This window comes from Bacillus sp. SIMBA_026 (assembly GCF_046535335.1).
GTDB lineage: Bacteria > Bacillota > Bacilli > Bacillales > Bacillaceae > Bacillus > Bacillus velezensis.
Window position 1 is genome coordinate 905,728 of the sequence record NZ_JAWRWX010000001.1, and the last position, 26,971, is coordinate 932,698.

The 26,971-nt window shown below is 46.9% G+C and carries 25 protein-coding genes; 18 read left to right on the plus strand and 7 right to left on the minus strand.

Annotated features, from left to right (window positions below; genetic code table 11):
• Positions 1–9: 9 nt before the first annotated feature.
• The gene (locus SB847_RS04300) at positions 10–7,467 is read left to right on the plus strand and encodes a beta-ketoacyl synthase N-terminal-like domain-containing protein (protein WP_410562156.1); all 7,458 of its coding nucleotides are present in this window, start codon (positions 10–12) and stop codon (positions 7,465–7,467) included.
• Between the two features lie 135 nt (positions 7,468–7,602).
• Here the strand turns inward: SB847_RS04300 and SB847_RS04305 are convergent, their stop codons facing one another.
• A complete protein-coding gene (locus SB847_RS04305; RefSeq protein ID WP_038460738.1) occupies positions 7,603–8,814 on the minus strand; it encodes a cytochrome P450 family protein in 1,212 nt (403 codons plus the stop codon).
• 288 nt (positions 8,815–9,102) lie between these two features.
• Here SB847_RS04305 and SB847_RS04310 point away from each other — a divergent pair, with 288 nt between their 5' ends.
• Entirely contained in the window at positions 9,103–9,537 is a 435-nt protein-coding gene (locus tag SB847_RS04310) for a NucA/NucB deoxyribonuclease domain-containing protein (RefSeq protein ID WP_007611576.1), read from the plus strand.
• A 59-nt stretch (positions 9,538–9,596) separates the two neighbouring features.
• Positions 9,597–10,352 carry a YoaK family protein gene (locus SB847_RS04315; RefSeq protein WP_003154084.1) on the plus strand — a complete coding sequence of 252 codons (756 nt, stop codon included), beginning with the start codon at positions 9,597–9,599 and terminating at the stop codon, positions 10,350–10,352.
• Between the two features lie 33 nt (positions 10,353–10,385).
• Here the strand turns inward: SB847_RS04315 and ymzB are convergent, their stop codons facing one another.
• Positions 10,386–10,748, minus strand: coding sequence for a protein YmzB (gene ymzB / locus SB847_RS04320; protein ID WP_007410383.1), 363 nt, complete (start codon positions 10,746–10,748; stop codon positions 10,386–10,388).
• A gap of 191 nt (positions 10,749–10,939) precedes the next feature.
• Positions 10,940–12,268 (minus strand): serine protease AprX, encoded by a 1,329-nt coding sequence (gene aprX, locus SB847_RS04325; protein ID WP_325084206.1) that lies wholly within the window; start codon positions 12,266–12,268, stop codon positions 10,940–10,942.
• A gap of 179 nt (positions 12,269–12,447) precedes the next feature.
• Here aprX and SB847_RS04330 point away from each other — a divergent pair, with 179 nt between their 5' ends.
• The 3 genes from SB847_RS04330 to SB847_RS04340 all read left to right on the plus strand — a co-directional run bounded on the left by SB847_RS04330 (position 12,448) and on the right by SB847_RS04340 (position 14,156).
• Entirely contained in the window at positions 12,448–12,681 is a 234-nt protein-coding gene (locus SB847_RS04330; RefSeq protein ID WP_204530589.1) for a hypothetical protein, read from the plus strand.
• A gap of 255 nt (positions 12,682–12,936) precedes the next feature.
• On the plus strand, positions 12,937–13,644 hold the full coding sequence (locus tag SB847_RS04335) for a poly-gamma-glutamate hydrolase family protein (RefSeq protein WP_410562146.1): 708 nt from the start codon (positions 12,937–12,939) through the stop codon (positions 13,642–13,644).
• Positions 13,645–13,703: 59 nt separating this feature from the next.
• Complete coding sequence (locus SB847_RS04340) at positions 13,704–14,156, plus strand: OsmC family protein (RefSeq protein WP_410562143.1); 453 nt, start codon at positions 13,704–13,706, stop codon at positions 14,154–14,156.
• 13 nt (positions 14,157–14,169) lie between these two features.
• Here the strand turns inward: SB847_RS04340 and erbB are convergent, their stop codons facing one another.
• The 3 genes from erbB to SB847_RS04355 all read right to left on the minus strand — a co-directional run bounded on the left by erbB (position 14,170) and on the right by SB847_RS04355 (position 15,304).
• Entirely contained in the window at positions 14,170–14,523 is a 354-nt protein-coding gene (erbB, locus tag SB847_RS04345; protein ID WP_410577358.1) for an SMR family multidrug efflux transporter EbrB, read from the minus strand.
• A gap of 17 nt (positions 14,524–14,540) precedes the next feature.
• On the minus strand, positions 14,541–14,855 hold the full coding sequence (gene erbA / locus SB847_RS04350; protein ID WP_007410378.1) for an SMR family multidrug efflux transporter EbrA: 315 nt from the start codon (positions 14,853–14,855) through the stop codon (positions 14,541–14,543).
• Positions 14,856–14,992: 137 nt separating this feature from the next.
• Positions 14,993–15,304 (minus strand): hypothetical protein, encoded by a 312-nt coding sequence (locus SB847_RS04355; RefSeq protein WP_007611594.1) that lies wholly within the window; start codon positions 15,302–15,304, stop codon positions 14,993–14,995.
• Positions 15,305–15,405: 101 nt separating this feature from the next.
• Here SB847_RS04355 and SB847_RS04360 point away from each other — a divergent pair, with 101 nt between their 5' ends.
• The 9 genes from SB847_RS04360 (at position 15,406) to SB847_RS04400 (ending at position 22,174) form a co-directional block, all read left to right on the plus strand.
• Positions 15,406–15,810: a YmaF family protein gene (locus SB847_RS04360; protein WP_014417831.1), complete on the plus strand. Its 405-nt coding sequence runs from the start codon at positions 15,406–15,408 to the stop codon at positions 15,808–15,810.
• A gap of 98 nt (positions 15,811–15,908) precedes the next feature.
• On the plus strand, positions 15,909–16,853 hold the full coding sequence (gene miaA, locus SB847_RS04365) for a tRNA (adenosine(37)-N6)-dimethylallyltransferase MiaA (protein ID WP_007410375.1): 945 nt from the start codon (positions 15,909–15,911) through the stop codon (positions 16,851–16,853).
• A gap of 39 nt (positions 16,854–16,892) precedes the next feature.
• Positions 16,893–17,114: an RNA chaperone Hfq gene (gene hfq, locus SB847_RS04370; RefSeq protein WP_003154064.1), complete on the plus strand. Its 222-nt coding sequence runs from the start codon at positions 16,893–16,895 to the stop codon at positions 17,112–17,114.
• Between the two features lie 96 nt (positions 17,115–17,210).
• Entirely contained in the window at positions 17,211–17,486 is a 276-nt protein-coding gene (locus tag SB847_RS04375) for a YmzC family protein (protein WP_007611597.1), read from the plus strand.
• A gap of 82 nt (positions 17,487–17,568) precedes the next feature.
• Entirely contained in the window at positions 17,569–17,784 is a 216-nt protein-coding gene (locus tag SB847_RS04380; RefSeq protein WP_003154062.1) for a hypothetical protein, read from the plus strand.
• Positions 17,785–18,043: 259 nt separating this feature from the next.
• Positions 18,044–18,436, plus strand: coding sequence for a class Ib ribonucleoside-diphosphate reductase assembly flavoprotein NrdI (nrdI, locus tag SB847_RS04385; RefSeq protein ID WP_003154061.1), 393 nt, complete (start codon positions 18,044–18,046; stop codon positions 18,434–18,436).
• Positions 18,396–20,498: a class 1b ribonucleoside-diphosphate reductase subunit alpha gene (gene nrdE, locus SB847_RS04390; protein ID WP_007611605.1), complete on the plus strand. Its 2,103-nt coding sequence runs from the start codon at positions 18,396–18,398 to the stop codon at positions 20,496–20,498. Before nrdI ends, nrdE begins: the two co-directional genes overlap by 41 nt.
• A 17-nt stretch (positions 20,499–20,515) precedes the next feature.
• Positions 20,516–21,505: a class 1b ribonucleoside-diphosphate reductase subunit beta gene (gene nrdF, locus SB847_RS04395; protein ID WP_012117608.1), complete on the plus strand. Its 990-nt coding sequence runs from the start codon at positions 20,516–20,518 to the stop codon at positions 21,503–21,505.
• A 48-nt stretch (positions 21,506–21,553) separates the two neighbouring features.
• Positions 21,554–22,174, plus strand: a complete 621-nt coding sequence (locus SB847_RS04400; protein ID WP_410562131.1) for a hypothetical protein — start codon at positions 21,554–21,556, stop codon at positions 22,172–22,174.
• Positions 22,175–22,223: 49 nt separating this feature from the next.
• Here the strand turns inward: SB847_RS04400 and SB847_RS04405 are convergent, their stop codons facing one another.
• Complete coding sequence (locus SB847_RS04405; protein ID WP_020955856.1) at positions 22,224–22,982, minus strand: N-acetylmuramoyl-L-alanine amidase; 759 nt, start codon at positions 22,980–22,982, stop codon at positions 22,224–22,226.
• A gap of 306 nt (positions 22,983–23,288) precedes the next feature.
• On the opposite strand from SB847_RS04405, the gene spoVK reads away from it, so the two are divergent.
• The 3 genes from spoVK (at position 23,289) to SB847_RS04420 (ending at position 26,932) form a co-directional block, all read left to right on the plus strand.
• Complete coding sequence (spoVK, locus tag SB847_RS04410; RefSeq protein ID WP_015417523.1) at positions 23,289–24,257, plus strand: stage V sporulation protein K; 969 nt, start codon at positions 23,289–23,291, stop codon at positions 24,255–24,257.
• Between the two features lie 130 nt (positions 24,258–24,387).
• On the plus strand, positions 24,388–25,650 hold the full coding sequence (hflX, locus tag SB847_RS04415; RefSeq protein WP_410562127.1) for a GTPase HflX: 1,263 nt from the start codon (positions 24,388–24,390) through the stop codon (positions 25,648–25,650).
• Positions 25,651–25,666: 16 nt separating this feature from the next.
• Entirely contained in the window at positions 25,667–26,932 is a 1,266-nt protein-coding gene (locus SB847_RS04420; protein WP_007410367.1) for a methionine gamma-lyase family protein, read from the plus strand.
• The last annotated feature ends 39 nt before the right edge of the window (positions 26,933–26,971 follow it).

The following is a 26,971-nucleotide window of genomic DNA, read 5'->3' on the forward strand; positions in this document are numbered from 1 at the left end:
GGGACGGCTTTGCAAAACACTGAAGATCTTCTTTACAAACTATTGGCAGGCCAGCTGAAATCTGTCGGATTTTTTACGGAAAACGAAACGCAGCCTGTCATGCAGGGGTTTTACGGCAGGTGGCTGGAAGAAAGCATCTCCATCTTGGTGCAAAAAGGCTTTTTGAAACAGTCAGGCAGTACGTATGTGTTAACGGGTCCGATAGAGCGTGCGGACGTGCTGTGGCAAGAATGGGATGAAAAGAAAGCTCCTTTACTCAAGGACAGCAGCAAAGAGGCGATGATCACCTTAGTGGAGACCGCTCTCAGAGCTTTGCCGGATATTTTATCCGGCAGAGTTTCTGCCACTGATGTTCTGTTTCCTGATTCCTCAATGGAATTGGTTGAAGGAATCTATAAAAACAATGAAACGGCAGACTACTTTAATGAGGTGCTCGCTGACACATTGACGGCTTTCATTGAAGAACGCCTGAAAGAAGACCCGAACGCGGAAATCCGGATATTAGAGATCGGAGCGGGGACGGGCGGGACGAGCGCGGCCGTTTTCAAAAGATTAAAAGAGTACAAACATCATGTGAAAGAATATTGCTACACCGATCTGTCAAAGGCCTTTTTCATGCATGCTGAAAAAGAATACGGTCCCGACAATCCGTATTTGACTTATAAGCGGTTTAATGTGGAAGAGCCCCCGGCTTTGCAGGGTATAGAGGCGGGCGCATATGACACGGTAATTGCGGCAAATGTGCTTCACGCGACAAAAAATATTCGGCGGACACTTCGCAATGCCAAAGCGGTGCTTAAGAAGAATGGGATTTTGCTATTAAATGAGATCAGCAGCCATTCGGTTTATTCTCATCTGACATTCGGCCTTTTGGAAGGCTGGTGGCTGTATGAAGACGCCAAACTGCGCATTCCCGGATGCCCGGGGCTGTATCCTGAAGCATGGCAGTCTGCGCTGGAAAGCGAGGGATATCGGTACGTTACATTTATGGCGGAATCGTCACATCACCTCGGTCAGCAGATCGTGGCGGCAGAAAGCGACGGCGTTATCAGGCAAAAGCAGCCGGACGCGCAGGCGGTTGAAGAAACTGCGGCTTCCAAAGAGCCGGCTGATTTCACAGAACCGTCTTTCTCAGTCACAGACCGGACTGTGCAATTCATAAAAGAAACGTTAGCCAAGTCCATAAAGCTTGCTCCCGAGCGCATTCAGCCGGAAACCAGCTTTGAAAAATACGGCATCGACTCCATTTTGCAGGTGAATTTTATCCGCGAACTGGAAACATTGACGGGCGAGCTGCCGAAAACGATCTTATTTGAACACACGAATACGAAAGAACTTGCCGAGTATTTGCTGGAAACTTACCCGGATAAGCTGCAACAGGCATTCGGAGCCGAACAAGCGCCTCCTGAAACGGAGCATCCGGAACCTGCAATGAATGAACCGGTGCCGCTTGTCACGGAAACGCGGCGATTTATCAATGAACAAAAAGAGCCAAAAGCGCCAAAGCCGGAAACAGAAACCGTCACCGTTAATCGTTCTGATCGTGACGACATTGCCATTATCGGCATCAGCGGCCGCTATCCCGAGTCTGAAACGCTCGATGAGCTGTGGGAACATTTAAAAGCCGGAGACAGCTGTATTACGGAAGCCCCGGAAAACAGATGGAAATCCGGTCTTCTGAAAACAATGGCAAAAGAAACACGAAAAGAAGAACACAAAACACGGTACGGCGGATTTCTGCAGCATATTGACGCTTTTGACCATCACTTGTTTGACATCCGGGAAGACCATGTGATGGAGATGACGCCTGAGCTCCGTCTAAGCTTAGAAACCGTATGGGAAACATTTGAAAATGGCGGTTACTCGTTAGAAAGAGTAAACGAATGGCAGGAATCAGACAGCGGTATCGGTGTATTTATGGGCAGTATGTACAATCAATATTTCTGGAATATCCCGTCATTGGAAAAAGCCGCGCTCAGCTCTAATGGAGGGGATTGGCATATCGCCAACCGCATTTCCCACTTTTTCAATTTAACGGGCCCGAGCATGGGCGTTACGACCGCATGCTCCAGCTCACTGAGCGCCATTCATCTCGCCTGTGAAAGCCTGAAGCTTAACAGCTGTTCCATGGCGATTGCCGGAGGGGTCAATCTCACGCTTGAACCGTCTAAATATGATGCGCTCGAACGGGCGAATTTGCTTGAACAGGGAAGTGAGAGCAAAAGCTTCGGAACCGGCACGGGCCTGATGCCGGGAGAAGGAGTCGGGGCGGTGCTCTTGAAGCCGCTCTCCAAAGCGCTTGCCGACAAAGACCATATTTACGGGGTCATTAAAAGCAGCGCGTTGTGCCATAGCGGCGGAAGGCAGATGTACACGGCTCCGGATCCGAAACAGCAGGCGAAGCTCATGGCGGCTTCCATCGACAAGGCCGGAATCAATCCGGAAACAATCAGTTATGTTGAATCAGCGGCAAACGGCTCTGTATTGGGAGATCCGATTGAGGTCATTGCCCTGACAAACGCGTTCGCGCAATATACTGATAAAAAACGATTTTGCGCGCTTGGATCCGTCAAGTCAAATCTCGGCCATTTAGAGGCGGCTTCCGGCATGTCCCAGCTCGCGAAAGTGCTGCTGCAAATGGAGCGGGAAACATTAGTCCCGACGATTAACGCAAAACCGCAAAATCCGAATATCAACCTTGAACAAACGGCTTTTTACCTGCAGGAAAAAACCGAGTATTGGGAACGTCTGAAGGATGCCGAGACGGGAGACATCATACCGCGGAGAAGCATGATCAATTCCTTCGGAGCAGGCGGGGCATACGCAAATCTCATCGTAGAAGAATATATCAGCCCGAATTCCGATCAGGCCCGTCACGACGATGAGGAATATATTTTCCCTGTGTCAGCGAAAACAAAATGGAGTTTTGAAGCCTATCTTGAGAGACTGGCGGCCTTTTTAGAAAAGACGCCATCTCTTCATCCGGCAGCCATCGCATCCGCGCTGCAAAAAAGAACGCATCATTCGGAGTATCGGGCGGCATTTACGGCTGCTTCCGTTCAGGAACTGCTGGAAAAGCTGGCCGCTTACCGCATGGATCAGCGGAATCTCAATTTCTCCGATTCTGATATTGGCCGGCGTGCGCGGCAATGGGAAAAAGGAGAGAATATCGCGTTTGATCAGTTGCAGCAAGAGCACGCCGTTCATCTGCCGGCCTACGCTTTTGACCACGGGACTTCTTTTCAATTCGGTGAATCAGAAAACGCTGCCGGCGTTCAGGCGGTATACAGTGATGACGACCCATACGTGAAAGGGCATCAATTCAGCGGAGAACCGGTACTCGTCGGCGCTACATATAACAGTCTGGCAGTCGATCATTTTTGTGATCTTTTTCCTGAAGCGGAAGGAGGACAAATTAAAAAACTGAATTACGCGAGCCCCATTACCGTAAAAAAAGGCGATCGCATCGAGCTGAAAACAGAATCGAAACAAAACGGGGATGGATTTGAACTGAGCATAATGCACCGCAGCCTCACGTCTCCTGATTGGAGCATAGCGGCGTATGCCGAGTGCAGCCCGTATCCGTTTCAAAAGCAGCACGCGGATCTGGCGGCCATTCAGCGCTCTTACCGGGAAGTGGGCCGGATAGATGAGTTATACGGAGACGGAACGGGAACTGTCGTGTGGGGAGAAGAATTTAAAACGATCACCCGCCTGTACAAAGGCTCTGATGCCGTTTTAGCGAAAGTGAACCTGAACAATAGCGACTCACAACAAGCGCATCATTATGCCGTAAATCCGTTAATCGCCAACAGTGCTTACTTGGCCTCGCTTTCTTTATTGGACCAAACGGAGGCGGAAAGCTATCTGCCGTTCGGCATTAATTCCGTCACCTTCAGCAGCCCGGAAGATCTTACCGATTGCTGGCTGCACATCAAGCTGGCCAAACAAACGGGGGAAATGATTCTGATTAACGCAGATGTCATCAGCAGGCGATCGGAAGTGGTGATGCGTTTTGAAGGCTATGCCCTGAAACGGTTCCGCCCGAAAACCGAACAGATGAATCATCCGGCCCGAACGGCTGTAAAGAATGCGGGAGCACCGATTTCTGCCGGCAGTCTGACAGATGATATCCGCAGCTACGTCCTTGGCAAGCTCGCCAAGATGATGGATGAACCCGCGCCATCTCTTCGTTCTGACGCAAATATCATGGAATTGGGACTTGATTCAGCGAGCCTGATCGGGCTGACAAAAGAGATCGGCCAAGAGGCGGATATCGATGTGAATCCAACATTGTTTTTCGAGTATCCGACCGCGGAGGAGCTGACCCGCCACTTCGCGTCAGCATATGAGAGCAAGTTTTCTCAATTGCTTGCCGATCATAAGTATTCAGAAGAGGCCAGGGTCACGGAAACAGAAGAGCGCACTTTACCGAAGAAACAGCATACGCCTTGTGATAACGCCGATATCAAGCAAGGAATCGCGATTATCGGTATGTCAGCTCAGTTTCCGCAATCCCCGGATACCCAGTCTTTTTGGGAGCACATCGTAAACGGGGATCACTGTATTACCGAAATTCCGGCGGACCGCTGGGACTGGCGCCGTTACGCCGGTGATGAGAATGACACGAGTCTCAGATGGGGCGGTTTTATTAACGGTGTCGGCGAATTTGACCCGCTCTTTTTCGGAATTTCTCCTAAAGAGGCATCACAAATGGGGCCGGAGCAATTTCTGCTTTTGATGCATACATGGAAGGCAATGGAGGATGCGGGCCTGACAAATAAGGCATTATCAAGCAGACCGACAGGCGTTTTCGTTGCCGCGGGCAACAGCGATCCGAACAATGGAACAGCCATCCCGTCCATCATTCCGAACAGGATATCATATGCCTTGAATTTACAAGGACCGAGTGAATATTACGAGGCTGCCTGCACGTCAACGCTGGTGGCATTGCACAGGGCGGTTCAATCAATCCGTCATAACGAATGTGAGCAGGCTGTCGTGGGAGCCGCCAATATTCTGCAATCGCCGAAGGGCTTTATCGGTTTTGACTCAATGGGATATTTAAGCAAAAACGGCCGGGCGAAATCGTTCCAAAAAGATGCCGATGGCTTTGTCAGAAGCGAAGGGGCGGGCGTGATCATCATCAAACCGCTTGAGGCGGCAATTGAAGACGGCGATCATATTCACATGGTCATTAAAGGAACAGGAGTGTCTCACGGCGGTAAAGGCATGTCGCTTCACGCGCCGAATCCGGCGGGAATGAAGGCCGCGATGAAAAAAGCGTACGAAGACACCGATGTTGATCCGCAAACCGTCACTTATATTGAAGCGCACGGCATTGCCTCCGAAATGGCAGATGCGCTGGAGTTTAATGCAATCAAAGCGGGTTACGGCGAGTCTGCAAATCAAGAAGAAAGCGCGCCTTGTTATATCAGCACCGTGAAACCTTGCATCGGGCACGGCGAACTCGCTTCCGGATTGGCCGCCCTTATAAAAGTGGCGATGGCCATGAAGCATCATACCATCCCAGGCATTCCCGGATTTACAGCTGCAAATGAGCAAATGGCCATTCAGAAAAGCCGCTTCCGTTTCACCGAAGACAACCAGGAATGGACACAGCTCACCGACCATACGGGCAGACCGATCCCGCGCCGAGCCGCAATTAGCAGCTATGGCTTCGGCGGCATGAATGCGCATGTCGTCTTGGAACAGTACAGCCCGAGCCATAAAGACAAAGAATCTGCGCATGAACCGCAGCTTATCGTGCTTTCTGCTAAGAGTGAAGGGCGTCTTAAGGCGGCCGCAAGTCAGCTGGCTGATTTTGTGCAAACTGGAGATACTCCATCATTGCGGGATATTGCTTATACGCTTCAGACCGGCCGTGAGGCGATGAACTGCCGCCTGGCACTCGTTGCCCGCAATCAAGATGAATTGCTGGAAAAACTGAAAGAGTACAGAGCATTTTCCGAAGAAGGCAATGGAATGGAAAGCTTCTTTACAGGCAGTCAGCAGACTGGATCAGGAGATATCGGCGTTTTACTGGAAGGGACTCTCGGTACAGTCGTCACGGAGACGCTGTTGGCTGAAAACAATCTGGAAAAGCTTGCATTTTGCTGGGTGAAAGGTGCGGATATACCGTGGGACAGACTCCACCAAGGCAAATCTGTTCAAAGAGTGCCGCTTCCGACATATCCTTTTGAAAACCATAAGTATTGGAACGGCTGTCAGCCAGAAGACATCAGCCTTGCACCGGTTTCACAGAATCCTCAGCTCTGCCGCGAGAGCGCAGCTGACATTGTGGCTGACATTCTGGGGATGAAGGCAACGGAAATTGATCAAAATAAGCCGCTGACTGAATACGGCTTCGATTCAATCTCCTCTATTCAGCTGTTGAAGAAACTTGAGGACGGAGACAGCCGCATCAGTCTGGAGGCTCTTCAGAAATGCAGCACTGTTCAGGAGATTAGCATGCTGTTAAAAACGAACCAACCGCAGGAGACGGGCCGGAATTTTCCCGAACTCGTCAAGCTGAATGAAAGAGAAAAAGGCCGTCCTGTTTTTTGGTTTCACGGCGGAACGGGAGGCGTTGAAGCATACCAGCCATTCGCCAAAAAGAGTCAGCGACCTTTTTACGGCATCCAGGCAAGAGGTTTGACAGGGAAAGAGCCGCTGCAAGGAATCAAAGAGACGGCCGCTTCTTATATGAGAATCATCCAAGCGGTACAGCCGAAAGGCCCTTATGACCTCGGCGGATATTCCTTGGGCGGAATGCTTGCATATGAAACCGCGCGCCTCTTGCAGGAGGAAGGTCATACGGTAAAAAGCGTCGTCATGATCGACACCCCGTACAGTGAAAAATGGAAAGAAAGAAAACCATCTGTTAAGTCAGTCATGCTGCAAACGATCAATACGATGCTTACAGCATATCTTAAGCCTGAAAACCTTGAAGAGGCATTAATCAGCAGAGAAGACATTACCGTCCAGGCTGAGGAAGAAGAGGTATTGAAAGAATTGATCGGCCTTGCCAAAAAGCGCGGTCTGCCAAAATCCGAAGAAGCGATCCGGATGCAGCTGGAGCAAATGATGAAGACGCAGCTCGCTTACGGAATGGAAGAGTATGACATGAAGCCGCTGCCTCATCCGGAAGCGCTGCAATGCTACTACTTCCGTAATAAAAGCGGTTTGTTCCTCGGAGATCTTGAACGTTATCTGACAGCAGAGGAAGAACAGATTCCATTAGACCATGATGCGTATTGGAAAGAATGGGAACGCCAGATGAAACAGTTTCACCTGTTGGACGTTCACTCTTCCAATCACGTCACAATGCTGTCAGAACCAAAGCCGCAAAACGCCATTAAAGCATTCTGCGAAAAACTGTACGCAAACAAAGGAACGATAAGCGCAAATTTCCTTAAATCTTTCAGAAAAAAGCTGGACGAAACAAATGAGTTGGTAAAACGGTAATAGAGAACGGCTGGAGCAATCCGGCCGCTTTTTTATTTATATAGAACTAAATTCACTATGTACTAAATTTTCATTGTTATATTGATTTCTGTTTATAAGACATTAAAAAAACCCCCGATAAACAGGGGGGCGATATTAAAATCTGACAGGCAATGTTTCAAGCCCTCTCAAAAACACATTTTTTCTCCATGTTACATCCTCGGGCGCGCCTTTCAGCTCTATATTCGGAAACCGTTTTAAAAGCGCGGTAAAGGCAATGGATGCTTCCATCCGGGCGAGCGGAGCCCCGAGACAAAAATGAATGCCGAATCCAAAAGAAATATGACGGTTCGGTGTTCTCGCTATATTTAATGTATCAGGATCATCAAAATATTCCGGGTCCCGATTGGCTGAACCGATGCCGATAAATATCATATCACCTTTTTTAATAGAAACATCTTTATAAGTGAAATCTTCAATCGCCCATCGATTCGCCATCATGATGACGGGAGAGGTATAACGCAAAAGCTCTTCGACCGCCGTCTGGATATCTTCGGGCTGCCGCTTTATCTTCTCCATCTGGTCTTTGTGCAGAAGAAGCGCCAGGGTGCCGGAGCCAAGAAGGTTAACCGTTGTTTCAAGCCCGGCAACGACTAACAAAAACAGCATGGAATACAGCTCTGATTCACTCAGCTTTTGGCCGTCCTCTTCAGCGTAAATAAGCTTGCTCGTCAAGTCTTCACCCGGATGTTTTCTTTTTTCTTCGATCAGTGTTTTCATATATTGTTTAAATTCTTTGAGAGCCTGGTTGGTCGCATCTTGTCCGCTTTCTGACGTGTCGACCATTGCGTTTGTCCACACTTGAAATTTGGCGCGGTCCTCTTTCGGAATTCCGAGCAGCTCGGAAATGACGATAAACGGAAGCGGTGCGGCGAAATCTCTCATGATATCAGGGTCTGCTTTTGTTTCCATTTCATCCAGCAGCTCTTCTGTGATCTGCTCTATCCCGGTGCGAAGCTGCTCAATCATCCGGGGAGTGAACCCCTGATGCACCAAAGATCGAAGACGTGAATGATCCGGGGGGTCTTTTGCCAGCATATGCTCTGAGACAAAATCGATATCTTCACTGACATTCAGCTTCGCGATCAGCTCCTTCGGCATGACCCGTTTTACATCTCTCGTAATTCTGCCGTCTTTTAAAAACGCCATACAATCATCATAACGCGTGATGAGCCAAGCCGGAAAGGTGCCTCCGAAACGCTGCAGTTCGAATTTATGTATGGGGTCCTGCTCTCTGAATCTGCTTAAAACCGCAAAAGGGTTTTCGTGAAACTCGGGTGAGTGTGGGTGAAACATTGTTTTTTCCATCTGGATTTCCCCGCCTTCATGTTTTTGAAAAGACATAACAAACAGCCGGTGCCTGCCGACCGGACGGCATTCCTCCTTTTATCTGCCGAAGACACTGATCACAACGGCTCATAAGTATGTCTAAAATATATAAGGAAACAGAAGCCGGTTCAATAGACAAATCGTAAAGCCGCCATTTTCGTTGATTATCAACAAAACAGCAAACTTTTTTTGCCATTTCATCATGTGTGTTAAATCCGGCTAATATACATATTTACGCTTCATATCAACTTCTTAAGGAGGATGTGAATGAATGCGTTTATGAAATGGGCGGCAAGTCTGCTTTTGGTGATCTCTCTTCAGTTCGGCCTTACGGGCGCCGGCATCCATTCGGACAGTGCTGCTCGTGCCGCATCCCGATACGATCAGGTGCTGTATTTCCCGCTGTCAAAATATCCGGAGACGGGAAATCATATAAAAGACGCCATTTCGGCAGGTCATTCTGAGATTTGTACAATTGATAGGGGCGGAGCGGAGAATAGAAGGAAAGAATCATTGAAAGGAATTCCGACAAAGCCCGGGTTTGACCGTGATGAATGGCCCATGGCAGTCTGCACAGAAGGCGGGGCGGGGGCTGATATCAGATATGTAACCCCGTCGGATAACCGCGGGGCCGGTTCATGGGTTGGAAATCAAATGAGCGGATATTCCGACGGCACGAGAGTATTATTTATCGTTCAGTAACTTCTCCGGTTCGCCGGAGTTTTTTTATGCTCTGAAAAAGCGGCACGCCGGCTGGACATATGAAATGGCAAAGAGTAAACTTATATGTTGGAATCAGCATGAGAAAGGATTGGATCACATTGACAGTGACTACATACCGAAATATTGCACTTTTACTTCTTTGTTTAACAGCGGGAATTGTGGATGTGATCGGTTATTTAAGCCTGGGACATATCTTTACCGCCAATATGACGGGGAACATCGTTCTATTCGGCCTGGCGATCGGCAACTCATGGCACCTTGCCGTACTCAAATCGTTAACCTCGTTAATCGGATTTATTGCCGGCGTTATTGCCGCGGCCCTGCTTGTGGGCAATAAAAAGAAATCATTCTGGCCCCCTGCGGTAACTGCCGCTTTAGCTATTGAAGGAGCTGTTTTGCTGCTGTTTGCTTTGTTCTCTTGCTTTTTTGCAGATGCCATTTCTGTTTATGTGCTGATTATGCTGCTCAGCTTCGCAATGGGAATGCAGACGACAGCTGCGAGAAAACTTGGTGTAGCGGGGATTTCCACGACCGTATTAACGGGAACGCTCGCTAATTTTTTTGAAGATCTCACCGCAAGGTTTTACAAAGCGGACAAGCGGAAGCAGTTTACGAGAGATGCTGTATTGCGCGCGCTTGCCTTGGTGCTGTATTGCTTTGGGGCGGTCATAGGCGCTTTTGCCGAACCGGATTATAAGTTTGCCGTGATCTGGCTCCCGATTATCATTATTTTAGGCATTATGCTTTGCGCATTCACGATGTTCCACGGATATTCAGAAGAAAAAAACCAATAAAAAAACGCCGCTGATTCAGGGCGTTTTTTCTTTTTATTGCTCTTTCCGGGTCCCGATTGTATAAACGGCCCGATCTGTATGTACCTTTAATCCGTCTTGCTCCTTTTGGATGGTAATGTCGCCGAGCAGTGGGATTTCATACGCATCTTGAGGGAGCGGGACATTTCCTTCCTCCGTATAGGTTGTGCCGTGCCCTTTTAAGACGAGCTCTTCGTCCGCTACATAGTCATCGGGATGGTTTGTCCGGCGGACGAGAACATCATCAAGGTGAAGCATGATCTGGTCCATATCAGAAATCTCGTTTCGGCTGTCTGTCAGCTCTCCTTTTCTGATATCAAGCGTTTGTCCGATCTGTTTTTGCAGCCATTCAGACAATTCGGTGTTTGTAAGTGCCATTGTGATTCCTCCTTTTATCTACACCATACTTATTCCCTATTTTTTTAGAAATACACTTCCTTGCATTGATCTTTTTTTCTGACAGCCGTTCTGAAGCATTCCGAGTTCCTTCATTATAAATGTTTCATCTGTTCACCTGAAAAACGGAGTCATCTGCCGGTGCAGACGACCCCGTTCTCATGATAAAAAGGTTACTCTTTCGGCACAGCGTTTTCAGCGTTCACTGCGCCCGCTCCGTAAATGTTCGGATCTTCATTTGTCCATTGATTCGGACTTTGTTTGATCAATGTTTTCACTTCGTCAGGCGAAAGCTGCGGGTTTTGCTGAAGGATTAAGGCGGCGATGCCCGCGCAGATCGGGGTGGCCATGGACGTGCCCGACAGACTGAAATACAAGGAGCCTACACGGTTTGATTTCTGTAATTTGTCAAGGTATGAACGCGGAGAACGGAGAGATACGATATCGACCCCGGGCGCAAGAATGTCAGGCTTCTCTTTTCCGTACACAGTCGGGCCGCGGCTTGAGAATGAAGCGACCGTATCGTCCTCATTGCTGGCCGTATCATTGTCATCATAGGCGCCTACCGTGATGACCTTCTCGCTGACACCGGGGCTTGAAATCGTTTGAGCTTCCGGACCGGAGTTGCCCGCGGCGACGCAGACGACGATTCCTTCATTCCATGCCTCTTCAACGGTCTTGACGAGCGGGTCGTCCGTTTCTTTATCATATCTGAGCGCATCTCCGCCCAGTGACATGCTGATGATTCTGATCGGATTCTTTGTGTGTTCTTTATTATATTGTATGCACCATTCCACACCTTCAATGATATCAGCCAAGGTTCCTGATCCTGATTTGTTTAAAACCTTGACTCCGATCAGATCAGCTTCCGGCGCCGGCCCCTGATATTTACCGGAAGATGAAGCGCCGCTGCTTGCGATATCACCGGCGCAATGGGTGCCGTGCCCGTTGTCGTCATACGGTTCTGTCTTTTGATTGACAAAGTCCGCAAATCCGATAACTCTGCCTTCTAAATCGGGATGCTGATAGATTCCGGTATCAATAACGGCAACGGTTACGCCTTTTCCTGTTAATAGGGTGCCGTTACGGGTCACTTCTTTTGCATGAGACGATTCAGCTGCTGTATCAAGGAGCGCTTTTACTTCACGGTTTAAATAGATTTTACGGATATCCCGGCATTGCGAAAGAAGCATGTGAAGGGCGGACGGAGTGACTTCGGCGCTGCAGCAATTAATTGTTTGAAACTGCTTTTTTATGGTGCAACGTTTTTCTTTTGATAAGACCTGTCCTGTGCTGTGAAAACCGGATTCATGGCAGCCCTCTTCAAATTCAATGATGACTGACATTTTCTTTCTGTTTTTCACCTTTTTTTCGAAAAACTTGTGCAAAAAGCAAGGTGTCCATTTGAAAGGTTTATATAACTGTAATACGTTTTCTCTGAGCGGCCAGTCCAGCTTATGAGCATTTGACCGCACCATTTGTACCATTGAGTAACCAAACATATATACTTTTCCTCCCATTCTGGCGATTCTCTCTATACCATATGAACAGGCCGTATGTTCGGTCAGTTTGTTTGTCCTTCAGGAGCGCTGGTTACTTGCGGCTTTTTCAAGAGAAGAAATCGAGTTGAAACGGAACGTTTGTTCGTTTTGTAATGAAGCCGGCGGAAGGAGGTATACACATGAACATCATATTGAGACATTCCTTGGAAAAACAGCTTGCGATTGATATTATATATATGAAAAAAGACGGCTCCATTTTAAAACGGATTATTATGATAAAAAAAGGGGATGAGCGGGCTGTAACGGCATTTTGCTGTACAAAAAGGCAGATGAGAACTTTTTTGACGGGCTCTATTCTGTCCTGTGCATTTGCTTCGGGAGGCGGATATTCATTTTTAAAAGCGTATTCTTGACGCCGTCCGTTTCCGGCCGTGAATCTCCCGCCCCTGAAAATTCGGGCGTTCCTCCCTTTTTTTTTGCCCTCTCTCAACCTTTTTTCACTGATGCCCGGCATTTGAGCGCTTGAACCGTGACAATCCATTGATTTTTCGAAACCGGGAAGTTTTTCACTGATGATAATGTTAATAGAATGTTAAGATAAGACCTATTGACAAAAATCCATATAATGAACATGTCATTTTTCAGAAAGGAGCAAAGAAGGAGAGCTGATGAAAAGAATTTTACTTAATGTCATCATTATCGTAGCAATGGTCTTACTAATAAGATGTGCTCATTATGCGTCAGACCCTGATCCCTCGAATTCTTCTGATACATACACAGATTTTAAAGATCTGGCTGAACATGAAGACCCCGATGATTATCATATATCGTACAATAAGCGAAAGGGGAGCCCCGTATTGATCATGTCGCCGCACGGAGGGAGAATTGAGGGCGGGGTGAGCGAGATCGTCCGCTCTTTCAGGGATGATTATTCAACCTACCTGTTTGAGGGATTAAAACCGCATGATAACCAGACTCTTCATATTACGAGCACCAAGTTCGATGAGCCTTCAGCAGTCGAAAGCATTAAGCAGCACCATTATGTTATCGCAGTTCACGGTTATAAAGGCGACGAGAAAAATACTCTTGTCGGAGGAAGCGACCGGAAGCGGGCGAAAAAATTGGTGAGAGCTCTCGAACGAAACGGATTTTCTGCAGAATTGGCAACCTCAAAAACCGGTCTGGCCGGGGTTAACACCGAAAATATCAATAACCAGGCGCAAACCGGGCTGAGCATACAGCTTGAGATCAGCAGAGAACAGCGGGAAGCGTTTTTTGATAATTTTGATTACCGCGAAAGGGAATTCACAAAAACGGAGGAATTTTACCGGTTTGTCCGTACGATAAAAAGAGTGATCAATCAAGAGTATTCGTGAGCTTAAAAAAAGACAAACGAGTGAAAGATGAGTAAACTGAAAAAAAGGAGGTTTGTCCCTTGGCAAAACATCACTTTTATTTAAAAGCAAATTGGCCCGGAAATCGCAATGACGTCGGCGATATTAAAAGCGGCCGGCTGGAAACGGCTGTGTCCATTCCTAAGGAAATGGACGGACCCGGAGAAGGCACAAATCCTGATGAAATGCTGCTTGGAGCGGCCGCGACCTGTTATATTATAACGCTTGCGGCGATGATGGAAAGAAGCGGCCTGGATAAAGAAGATCTACATATGGAATCTGAAGGAATTGTAGACGTCAAGAACGGTGTGTTCACGTACCAGAAAATCATTCACCGTCCGTTTATATTATTAAAGCCGGATGCAGCCGAAACGGACTTTACGCTCGCCAGGAAGTTAGCGCAGAAAGCGGAGTCCTCGTGTATGATTTCACGAGCGGTCCAAGGAAACGTGGAGATGGAGCTTGAGGTTGAAGTAAAAGCTGTCCGCGCTTGACGAGTTCAAACGGTCAGCTCCGGGCCGTTTGATTTTTTTTAGCTTTTTGAGACTTGGAACGGTTCAGCAGGATGACGCCCGTGATGACCAAAACAAGCCCGATCATCATTTTGATTGTCATGGCCTCCTTAAAAACAAAAAAGCCGACAATTGCCGTTAAAGCGGTGCCGACACCTGACCATGTCGCGTATGCGGCGGATAAATCAAGGCTTTTCAATGAGAAGCTCAAAAACATAAAAGAGGCTCCGATTCCGGCAATGACGCCGAGAGCGGGCCACAGGTGCGTAAAACCGTCCGACAGCTTCAGCATCGTGCTCCCGAACACTTCTGATACAATGGCTAATGCCAAGCAAAGTAATCCTTTCATCAGTATGCCTCTCCTTTCTACCAATTCATCAAAATGACACCGGCCAATAAGAAAAAGAGTCCGATGACGGCCTGCTTGTCCAGTTTTTCATGAAACCATTTCGCTCCGATAATGGATGCGAGCACCGTTCCGGCTCCGCTCCATGTTGCATAGGATAAGCTGAGCGGAATGAGATTCAGTGTCAGTGAAAGCATATAAAAGGCCAATGAATAGCCTGCCACTACAAGCGCGCTCGGCAAAAACCGCGTAAATCCGCGGGAGACCTTCAGCATGGCCGCGCCGATTGACTCTGATAAAATAGCAATTGTGAGGAAGATATAACCCAGAATCATATCAAATCCCCCTCTCATCATAATCCTTATGCCTTTTGTTTAAGGCAGTAAAATAAAATAATATCCGAACTTTGCCCGCCAAGTCAAGACATTAGGCCTATACAAAAAGGCCCCCCGGGAGGAGCCTTTTTGATTCGTCAATAGTAATACGGATAGCCGTAGCCGTAACCCCCGTACAAGTACGGATTGAATAAAGCGCTTCCGACAAGCCCCCCGACAAGCCCTCCGAAAAACGGTCCGCCGTAAAAACCAAACGGCCGTCCGAATCCATAACCAAACCAAGGCCGGCCAAATCCAAAACCCGGCCGTCCGAATCCAAATCCGAATCCGGGACGCCCGAAGCCGAAGCCCGGCCGGCCAAACCCAAATCCGGGCCGTCCAAACCCAAATCCAGGCCGCCCAAACTGTCTCATATCACTATCTACTGCGTATGTGTATTCTTCATTCATAATTAAGGTACCTCCAAGAATAAATTTGAGATGATAACAGAGTATTCAGCCCACCAATTTTTGATTGGGCGTTTATCAAAAAAATAAAGGAGTGAGCTTTTGTGGGCCTGTATCAGTCCGATTGGTCAAAAAAACCTCCGCACACACACGCATACCGGGCGGTTACGGATGTAGTGCAGGGGCATTACCATTTGATTGAAGGCTTTTCGCAGCCGGAGAACGGCAGCAATACAGATGAGCATACACATTTCTATACGGGCATCACCTCGTTTGAAAACGGCCATTTTCATAGGTATTACGGCATTTCCGGCCCTGCCATCCCGAGGGTTGACGGAACACATTACCATGAGCTTTCAGAGACCACCTTTGCCGCCTACAATGAGCCGATTCAGATCCAGCACGGCGGCGTCGTTTACGATCCGCGGGAGGAAGGACGGAAAACGCACCGCCATACACTCAAAGGAAAAACGAGAGAGGTTGTCGGAAACGAGCCGATCGGGTGGTAGTGGACGTTTAGCGCTCAGGAAAAAGGGCAAAATGGATAGGTGCCTGAAGAAATGAATGCTATAATTAGGGGGAGATTTATAAAAGAGAGTGATACATATTGAAAAATAAAAAACAGCCTGTCGTCATACTTGTCGGACCGACGGCAGTCGGAAAAACAAAACTAAGCATCGGACTCGCGAAAATGCTGAATGCGGAAATCATCAGCGGAGATTCCATGCAGGTATATAAAGGGATGGACATCGGAACGGCCAAAGTCACCGAAGAAGAGACAGAAGGCGTGCCGCATCACCTGATTGATATTTTGGAGCCGTCCGACACTTTTTCAACGGCGGATTATCAGAAAATGGTAAGGGGAAAAATCACCGAGATTGCCGATAGAGGAAAGCTGCCGATGATTGTCGGGGGAACGGGTCTGTACATTCAGTCCGTGCTGTATGACTATACGTTCACGGAAAACTCCGGCGACCCTGTATTCCGGGAGCGCATGGAGAAACTGGCGGCTGAAGAAGGGGCGGAAGCGCTTCATGCCAAGCTTGCGGCAGCCGACCCGGAAGCGGCGGCAGCCATTCATCAAAACAATACGCGAAGAGTCATCCGCGCGCTCGAAATTCTGCATGTATCGGGAAAAACAATGTCAGAGCATCTTAAAACCCAAAAACGGGAGCTGCTTTACAATGCGGTTCTTATCGGTCTTACAATGGACAGAGAAGTGCTGTACGGCCGGATTAATGAGCGCGTTGACCTGATGCTGGAAACCGGCCTTCTTGACGAAGTAAAGCGGCTGTATGATATGAATATCCGGGACAGCCAATCGATTCAGGCGATCGGTTATAAAGAGCTGTATGAATATCTTGATGGAAAAGTGCCGCTCCCTCAGGCTGTGGAGCAATTAAAACAAAATTCAAGGCGATATGCGAAACGCCAGCTGACCTGGTTTCGCAATAAAATGCCCGTTTCATGGACAGATATGACGCCGCCTGTTGATATTGAGCAGAAAAAAAAGGAAATTTTCGAGTGCATAGCAGGAAAACTGGAAATTTAATCGAAACAGTATTGTATTGAGAACCAAGGAGGACGAAACATGAAACCGATTAATATTCAAGATCAGTTTTTGAATCAAATCCGAAAAGACAATACGTTCGTCACGGTGTTTTTACTCAACGGCTTCCAGCTTCGCGGCCAGGTAAAAGGCTTTGACAACTTTACCGTTTTGCTCGAAACGGAGGGGAAGCAGCAGCTTATTTATAAACATGCCATCTCCACGTTCGCCCCGCAAAAAAACGTCCAGCTTGAGCTTGAATAGACTTTTTGAAAAAGACCATGAACAATGGTCTTTTTCTATGCGCATCTGTATATTGCAGGCTGTATATCGGAAACATAAAAGGGGGTTCGGAAAATCGTGTTCGAAAGTGAAAATGAACTGAGAAGAATCAGGATTACGCTCGTTTGGATCGCTGTTTTTTTGCTGTTTGGAGCTTGCAGCAATCATGAGACGGTGGTGACGGATGATGACGGCGGTTCAACGGATACCGAACCGCAGACAGAAGGCATGGTGCAGCTGGAACATAATCGTTTCGGCATCGTTGAGGACGGTTACTTAAAAATATACCGCTATGATGAAAAAACGAATAAAATTGAACTGAAAAAAGAAACGGCGCTGGATGAGCTTGAATAAATTTCACAAGCGTTCGAATTTACAAAGCGGGCAACACAAGCTACACTAAGTACTGACATTGATCATGCAGAGGGTGAGACGATTGAAACACAAGGTGATAATCAACCATTGGGAAGAAACTTGTGAAGATGATTCCTGCTATGAATATGGAACCAGCATCATCGTTGACGGCAAAGAACTGATCAGAGAGGCTTCCATCACAAGCGCTCTGAAAGCCGTACTGAAAGAAATCGGTGCTGATGTGGAGATTGAAGAAACCGTTGAAAGCGAAAAAAAATGTGATTCTTACAAAAAATAAGAATAAAAGTCTAGACTACTAAGCAGTTTTTTTTCATGTTATGATAGACATCGGCTTACACATGACACCTTGAGTAGGATGAGAGATGATTCTCGTTCTGCTCTCTTTTTTGGGCGTTAATCGGGCCAGAGCCAAAGTCCGCTCTTTCAAAAATATGAATTTTTTATAAATCGATCTCAATATGTTGTGTTTTTCTGAGAGGTTAGTATACTATATATAGTGTTAAGAGATTCATTATTTTTGATAGGTCGTGATAAGGATGGTTCAAATCATATTTGATTCAAAGACAGGGAATGTTCAGCGTTTTGTGAATAAAACAGACTTCCAGCTGATCCGCAAGGTGGACGAAACGGACCACGTGGACACTCCGTTTGTTTTGGTCACCTACACGACAAACTTCGGCCAGGTACCGGCATCAACACAATCATTTCTCGAAAAATACGCCCATCTCTTATTAGGAGTCGCTGCGAGCGGCAACAAAGTATGGGGCGATAACTTTGCAAAAAGCGCCGATACCATTTCAAGACAATATCAGGTGCCGATCTTGCACAAATTTGAACTCAGCGGCACATCTAAAGACGTTGAATTGTTTACTCAGGAGGTAGAAAGAGTTGTCACAAAATCAAGTGCCAAAATGGATCCAGTTAAATAACGAAATCATGATCCAACAAGATGGAAAATTCCAGTTTGATAAAGATAAAGAGGCTGTACATAGCTATTTTGTTGACTATATCAATCAAAACACAGTTTACTTTCACGATTTAAAAGAGAAGCTGGATTATTTGATTGAAAACCAATACTACGAAGAGGAATTCTTAAGCCTTTACTCTTTTGAAGACATTAAAGAAGTGTTTAAGACAGCTTACGCAAAGAAGTTTCGTTTTCCTTCCTTCATGAGTGCGTTTAAATTCTATAATGACTATGCTTTGAAAACGAATGACAAGAAAAGAATCCTCGAGCGTTATGAGGACCGAATCTCAATCGTTGCGCTGTTCTTCGCAAACGGCGACACTGAGAAAGCAAAAGAATATGTGAATCTGATGATCAATCAGGAATATCAGCCGAGTACACCGACGTTTTTGAATGCCGGCAGAAAACGCCGCGGAGAACTGGTGAGCTGCTTCTTGCTCGAAGTCAACGATTCCTTAAACGATATTTCACGGGCGATCGATATTTCCATGCAGCTGTCTAAATTGGGCGGCGGGGTTTCTCTTAATCTGTCCAAGCTTCGCGCGAAAGGTGAAGCGATTAAAGATGTTGAAAACGCCACAAAAGGTGTTGTAGGCGTCATGAAGCTTCTTGATAATGCGTTCCGTTACGCTGACCAAATGGGCCAAAGACAAGGCTCAGGCGCGGCGTATTTAAATATTTTCCACCGCGATATCAATGATTTTCTCGATACGAAAAAGATTTCTGCGGATGAAGATGTGCGCGTCAAAACGCTTTCTATCGGTGTCGTCATTCCGGATAAGTTCGTTGAGCTTGCACGTGAGGATAAAGCGGCTTATGTATTCTATCCGCATACGATTTATAAAGAATACGGCCAGCATATGGACGAAATGGACATGACGGCGATGTATGAGGAGCTTGTCGACAACCCGCGTGTCAAAAAAGAAAAAGTGAATGCGCGCAAACTGCTTGAAAAGCTTGCCGTTCTCCGTTCTGAGTCAGGTTATCCGTACATTATGTTCCAGGATAACGTAAACAAAGAGCACGCGAATAACCACGTATCAAAAGTGAAATTCTCGAACCTTTGCTCTGAAGTGCTTCAGGCGTCACAGGTTTCGGCTTACACAGATTATGACGAGGAAGACGAAATCGGCTTGGACATTTCCTGCAACCTTGGTTCATTAAATATACTGAATGTCATGAAACATAAATCGATTGAGCGCACGGTGAAACTCGCGACGGATTCCCTGACTCATGTATCTGAGACGACGGATATCCGCAACGCGCCGGCAGTCAGACGCGCGAACAAAGCGATGAAGTCCATCGGTTTAGGCGCCATGAACCTTCACGGCTACCTGGCCCAAAACGGCATCGCGTATGAAAGCCCGGAAGCAAGAGATTTCGCGAATACGTTCTTTATGATGGTGAACTTTTATTCCATCCAGCGTTCAGCTGAGCTTGCGAAAGAAAAAGGCGAAACGTTTGAGCATTATGAAGGCTCCACTTATGCAACGGGAGAATATTTCAATAAATACATCGAAAAAGAGTTCTCACCAGCATACGAAAAAATCGCTGCGCTCTTTGAAGGCATGCACATTCCGACAATCGAAGACTGGAAAGAGCTGAAGGCGTTTGTCGCTGAAAACGGCATGTACCACAGCTACAGACTGTGCATCGCGCCGACAGGCTCCATTTCCTACGTCCAATCCAGCACGGCGTCCGTTATGCCGATCATGGAACGGATCGAAGAAAGAACATACGGAAATTCAAAAACGTATTACCCGATGCCGGGGTTAGCGTCTAATAACTGGTTCTTCTACAAAGAAGCTTATGATATGGACATGTTCAAAGTGGTGGATATGATCGCGACAATCCAGCAGCATATCGATCAGGGAATCAGCTTTACCCTGTTTTTGAAAGATACGATGACAACTCGTGATCTGAATCGTATTGATCTGTATGCCCACCATAGAGGCATCAAAACCATTTACTATGCAAGAACGAAAGATACCGGGCAGGACAGCTGTCTTTCTTGTGTCGTTTGATTAAAGGAGAGTTTACAGTGACAAAAATTTATGACGCAGCAAACTGGTCAAAGCATGAAGATGATTTCACCCAAATGTTTTACAACCAAAATGTAAAGCAGTTTTGGCTTCCGGAAGAGATCGCATTAAACGGCGATCTTCTCACTTGGAAGTACTTGGGTAAAAATGAGCAGGATACGTACATGAAGGTGCTCGCCGGCCTGACACTGCTTGATACAGAGCAGGGGAACACGGGCATGCCGATTGTGGCCGAGCACGTCGAAGGCCATCAGCGAAAAGCGGTTCTTAATTTCATGGCGATGATGGAAAACGCGGTGCACGCAAAATCATATTCAAATATTTTTATGACGCTTGCTCCGACTGAAACGATTAATGAAGTATTTGAATGGGTTAAACAAAATAAATATTTGCAGAAAAAAGCGCAAATGATTGTCGGGCTTTACAAAGCCATTCAAAAAGATGATGAAATTTCACTGTTCAAAGCGATGGTTGCTTCCGTCTATCTGGAAAGCTTCCTTTTCTACAGCGGTTTCTATTATCCGTTATATTTCTACGGACAAGGAAAACTGATGCAAAGCGGTGAGATCATTAACCTGATCCTTCGGGACGAAGCGATTCACGGCGTGTATGTCGGTCTCCTTGCTCAGGAAATTTATAATAAACAGACAGAAGAGAAAAAAGCAGAGCTTCGTGAATTTGCGATTGACCTTCTGAATCAGTTATATGAAAATGAGCTTGAATATACAGAGGACTTGTACGATCAAGTGGGACTCTCACACGATGTAAAGAAATTCATCCGCTATAACGCCAATAAAGCTTTGATGAACTTAGGGTTCGATCCTTACTTTGAAGAAGAGGATATTAATCCGATCGTATTAAACGGATTAAACACCAAAACAAAATCACATGATTTCTTCTCCATGAAAGGGAACGGCTACAAAAAGGCGACGGTAGAACCGATTAAGGACGAAGATTTTTATTTTGGCCAAGATGAAGAGCAGATATAATATCTGCTCTTTTGGCTTGAGTGGAGAGGTAAGACAGGAGGAACGGGCATGAATAAAATGGATGAAATCATCTTGGCTGCACCGCGGAGTGACGTCTTTCAAAACGAAATGCTGACATTTCAGGGAGTCAACAGCGAGGATGAACGTATCGTAAAAATTATGGCTCAAATTGAGGCGCATTTTTTTGAAATCAGAAGAGGCGACGCGGAAGAGGACCCGCGATTTAAACAGCCGATTCCGTATGTCGTCATCCGCCGCGATGATGAGGTGTTTGTGTATGAACGGCTCGCGGGCGGAGGGGAATCACGCCTCCATAATAAGCTTTCTCTCGGCTTCGGCGGACACATGAACCCTATGGAAGGGGCGGCTTCATTTTCGGAAGTGCTGAAACAGAACACCGACCGGGAGCTGGCGGAAGAACTGTACATTCGCGAGGAGGACAAACAAAACATTGTCACACTCGGCCTGATCAATGATGATGAAAACGATGTAGGGAAGGTGCATATCGGCATCCTTTCTGCGCTGCAGTTAGCGTCTGCGGCACAAGTCGAAGTGATAGAAAAAGATCAAATCGCCGGGCGCTGGATGAAACTGAGCGAACTGAAAGAGGAATATGTGTATCAGCGTCTTGAAGCTTGGTCTCAGTTTGTCGCCGATATACTTCAATAACAAAAAACCCCTGTTCGTCCCAAAAAAGGGAGAGCAGGGGTTTTTTCATTTAGTCTTGCACAATGAAGGCATCAAATCCGGCTTTTTCGGCCCGCGCGGCCAACGCTTCAGCATAATCTCTGGAAGAGAATGCGCCGATCTGCACTTTAAATAAGCCGCCTTTTGGAAGCACAATCGCGTCAAAACCTTTAGACTCCGCATCGGCGGCAAGCGCATCAGCATTTGCTTTCACTTTGAATGCGCCGATTTGCACTTTATATAAGTCAGCCTTTTTTTTTAGACCGAAAGCTTGCTCCAAGCCCTTGGCATGTCCTCTTGCAAGGCTTTCAATAAAACTGGCTGTTTTCAGTTTGTTTGCATCAGCTGACGTATCAACAAAACCATTCTCCGTCAAAATCGCCGGCATACTTGTCTCCCGCAGCACATGGAAGTTGGCTGTTTTTTTTCCTCGGTCATTAAAACCTGATGCTTGAATCACTTGCGTGTGGACGGCTGATTGGTAAGTCGAGGTCGGCGCTCCGACACCGGGGTAAATATAGCTTTCGAATCCGGTTCCGCCTCCTGAGTTAATATGAATGGATAAAAAATAATCTGCGCCCCAGCTGTTGGCGGCATCCGTTCTTTCCGTCAGGCTGACCGTCTTATCGCTTGTCCTGCTCATCGTGACAGAAACTCCTTCATACTCATTCGTCAGAATCGTGCGCAAAGCCAGCGCGATCTCCAGCGTGACCGCTTTTTCTTGAAGTCCGTTTCCGGTTGCACCTGAATCAGTTCCGCCATGACCGGGGTCTATAAAAATTTTAACCATTCTCCATCACCTCATTACAGCATATGATGATATTCAAAAGGTGCTTGTACGGCTGTCATTCATGAAAAAAATGAGAAACACACCCAACATTTCCCGGAAAATAAAAATAAATGGTTTGTCCTCCCGTTTCTGTTGAATACAATAAGAAATGAAAAATATTTCTCGGGAAAGCGCAGGATTCAACATTATTCCCGAAGAGAACGGAAAAAGTGACAGATAAAAAGGAAAACGGGTCTCATGATGATAGGCGGATGTCACGGAACCGCTTCATCATGAGTAAGATAAAGAGAGAACAGAGAGGTGAGCATGTTGGAGCGCGCTGTAACCTATAAAAATAACGGACAAATTAACATCATTCTTAACGGCCAAAAGCAAGTGCTGACAAATGCAGAAGCTGAGGCGGAATATCAGGCCGCCCTGCAAAAAAATGAAGCCAAACACAGCATTCTGAAAGAAATTGAAAAAGAAATGAACACATTAGTGGGTATGGAAGAAATGAAACGCAACATTAAAGAAATTTACGCGTGGATATTCGTCAACCAAAAACGGGCCGAACAAGGGCTGAAAGTCGGAAAACAAGCTCTTCATATGATGTTCAAAGGGAACCCCGGCACCGGGAAAACCACCGTCGCGAGACTGATCGGCAAGCTTTTCTTCGAAATGAACGTGCTTTCCAAAGGACATCTGATCGAAGCGGAACGTGCCGATCTGGTCGGTGAATACATCGGACACACGGCGCAAAAAACGAGAGATCTGATTAAAAAATCGCTCGGCGGCATTTTATTCATTGATGAGGCATACTCACTTGCAAGGGGCGGAGAAAAGGATTTCGGTAAAGAGGCGATTGATACGCTTGTCAAGCATATGGAAGACAAACAGCATGAATTTATTCTGATCCTGGCAGGGTACTCGAGAGAAATGACACATTTCCTGTCATTAAATCCCGGCCTGCAATCGCGTTTCCCTATCAGCATCGACTTTCCGGATTACTCTGTCACTCAGCTGATGGACATCGCAAAGCGCATGATAGCAGAGCGTGAGTATCAATTAAGCCAGGAAGCCGAGTGGAAGTTAAAAGATTACTTAATGACAGTGAAAAGCACGACAAGCCCCATTAAATTCAGCAACGGGCGCTTCGTCAGAAACGTGATTGAAAAATCGATCCGCGCCCAGGCCATGAGACTTTTAATGGGAGACCAATACTTAAAAAACGATTTAATGACGATCAAGAGCCAGGATTTACTTATAAAAGATGAGGCGGCAGCTCACGAATAGACCTCTTTAGCCGGTTTGAGGGGTCTCTTTTTTATTTCTCTCTTTAAAACCCGCCGGATGTGTGGTATACGCCCTGCGGGTTTGGTATGATAGTACTACTGCCCAATACGACACAGAAAGGAACATCCATTTGAACGAACAGGAAGGAAAAAAAGAAACGGTCATTTTGGTCGGCTGCCAGCTTCCGCACATGACAGATGAGCACTTTGAACATTCCATGGAAGAGCTTGCTTCATTGACAAAAACGGCTGACGGAACGGTGCTGACCCGGATTACGCAAAAACGGAACAGAGCGGATGCCGCTACATATATAGGCAAGGGGAAAGTAGACGAGCTGAAGGCGCTGTGTGAAGAGCTTGAAACGGATCTGGTCATTTTTAATGATGAACTGTCACCGAGCCAGCTTAAATCACTCGCCACTGCAATTGAAGCGAAGATCATCGACCGCACGCAGCTTATTTTGGATATTTTCGCAAAAAGGGCGAAGACGAGAGAAGGAAAGCTTCAGATCGAATTGGCCCAGCTTCAATACGCGCTGCCGCGTCTGAGCGGACAAGGAATCAATCTCTCAAGACAAGGCGGCGGAATCGGGACGAGAGGGCCCGGTGAGACAAAGCTTGAAACAGACCGGCGCCACATTAGAAACCGCATACACGAAATTAATGTGCAGCTTTCAACGGTTATCCGCCACAGAAGCCGTTATCGGGAGAGACGAAAAAAGAACGGCGTGCTTCAGGCTGCACTCGTCGGGTATACCAATGCCGGAAAATCAACATGGTTCAATCAATTAACGAGCTCAGACAGCTATGAAGAAGACCTGCTGTTTGCAACACTTGATCCGATGACGAGAAAGATGGCGCTCCCAAGCGGCTACAGTGTCCTTTTGTCTGATACGGTCGGCTTCATTCAGGATCTGCCGACGACGCTGATTGCCGCTTTCCGCTCAACGCTTGAGGAAGTGAAGGAAGCAGACTTGATCATTCATGTCATTGATTCATCCAATGAAGATTATGCCGGACATGAACAGACGGTCCTCGGTCTGTTAAAAGAGCTTGAGGCAGATGATATTCCGGTGCTGACCGCTTATAACAAACGTGATGAGACACTTCCTGACTTCATCCCGACAGCGGGAGAAGGCCACATCATGATCAGCGCCAGAATCGCCGGGGATGAAGCAAAACTAAAAGCGGAAATCGAAGCTTATTTGCGACGGGAGCTGATGACGCCGTATGAAGTTCATGTGCCTGCCGCCGAAGGCAAATTGATGTCGCGCATCAAATCAGAGACCATGATCGACAGCCTTTATTTTAATGAAGAAAATGAACGCTACGAAGTCTCAGGTTATGTACAGGAAGAACAAAGCATACTCGGAGAACTGAAGAAATTCATGTAAGGAAGGTATACACAACATGTTTGACACACTGACCCACGGCGCTCTTTTACAAAAAACCGCCGAAGAAACAGAAGCGGAAATCTCCGCCGTTCATAAAAGAATAGAAGAAATCAGTGAACGGAATGAATGGAGAGTCCTGCAAAGCTACAGAAAACATAAAGTAAGCGATACGCATTTTACGCCTTCAACCGGATACGGTTATGATGATATCGGACGAGATACACTGGAGAAGATCTATGCTGATGTGTTCGGAGGAGAGGCGGGACTCGTGCGGCCGCAAATCATTTCCGGAACGCATGCGATTTCAATCGCGCTCTTCGGTGTGCTGAGACCCGGGGACGAATTGCTTTATATAACAGGCAAGCCTTACGATACACTCGAGGAAATCGTCGGAGTAAGAGGCGGGGAGTATTCAGGCTCGCTGAAGGAATTTCAAATCGGATACAATGCAGTCGATTTAACATCAGAAGGCAGAGTTGACTTTGAAGCGGTCCGGGCTGCAATCCGGCCGAATACAAAAGTGATCGGCATCCAGCGTTCAAAAGGATATGCGAATCGTCCGTCTTTCAGAATAAATGAAATTGAAGAGATGATTCGTTTCGTAAAGGAAATCAAAGAAGATGTCATTGTTTTTGTGGACAATTGCTACGGAGAATTTGCAGAAGAGCGGGAACCCTGCCACGTCGGAGCGGATCTTATGGCCGGCTCCCTGATTAAAAACCCGGGCGGCGGCCTTGCTAAAACGGGCGGCTACCTTGTAGGGAAAGCCAAGTGGATTGAAGCCTGCTCTTACCGGATGACCTCCCCGGGAATCGGAAGTGAAGCCGGGGCTTCGCTTTATTCACTGCAGGAAATGTATCAAGGTTTCTTTCTCGCTCCGCATGTAGTGGCGCAAAGCTTGAAGGGAGCGGTATTTACCGCCCGTTTTCTTGAAAAGCTCGGCTTTACGTCAAACCCTGCATGGAATGCGCCGAGAACGGATCTGATTCAATCAGTTGAGTTTCAGGACCCTGATAAGATGATCGCTTTTTGCCAGGCGATACAATATGCTTCACCGATTAATGCGCATGTGACGCCTTATCCGAGCTATATGCCGGGATATGAAGACGATGTCATTATGGCAGCGGGCACTTTCGTACAGGGAGCAAGCATTGAATTATCAGCAGATGGACCTATCAGACCGCCTTATGTCGCGTATGTCCAAGGAGGATTAACCTACGCGCACGTGAAAAATGCGATTTGCAGCGCCGTAAATGCTTTAATGGAAAAAGAGCTGATCTAGGCCGTTTGCAATTTTCAAAGAATTCGATGTTAAGATTCC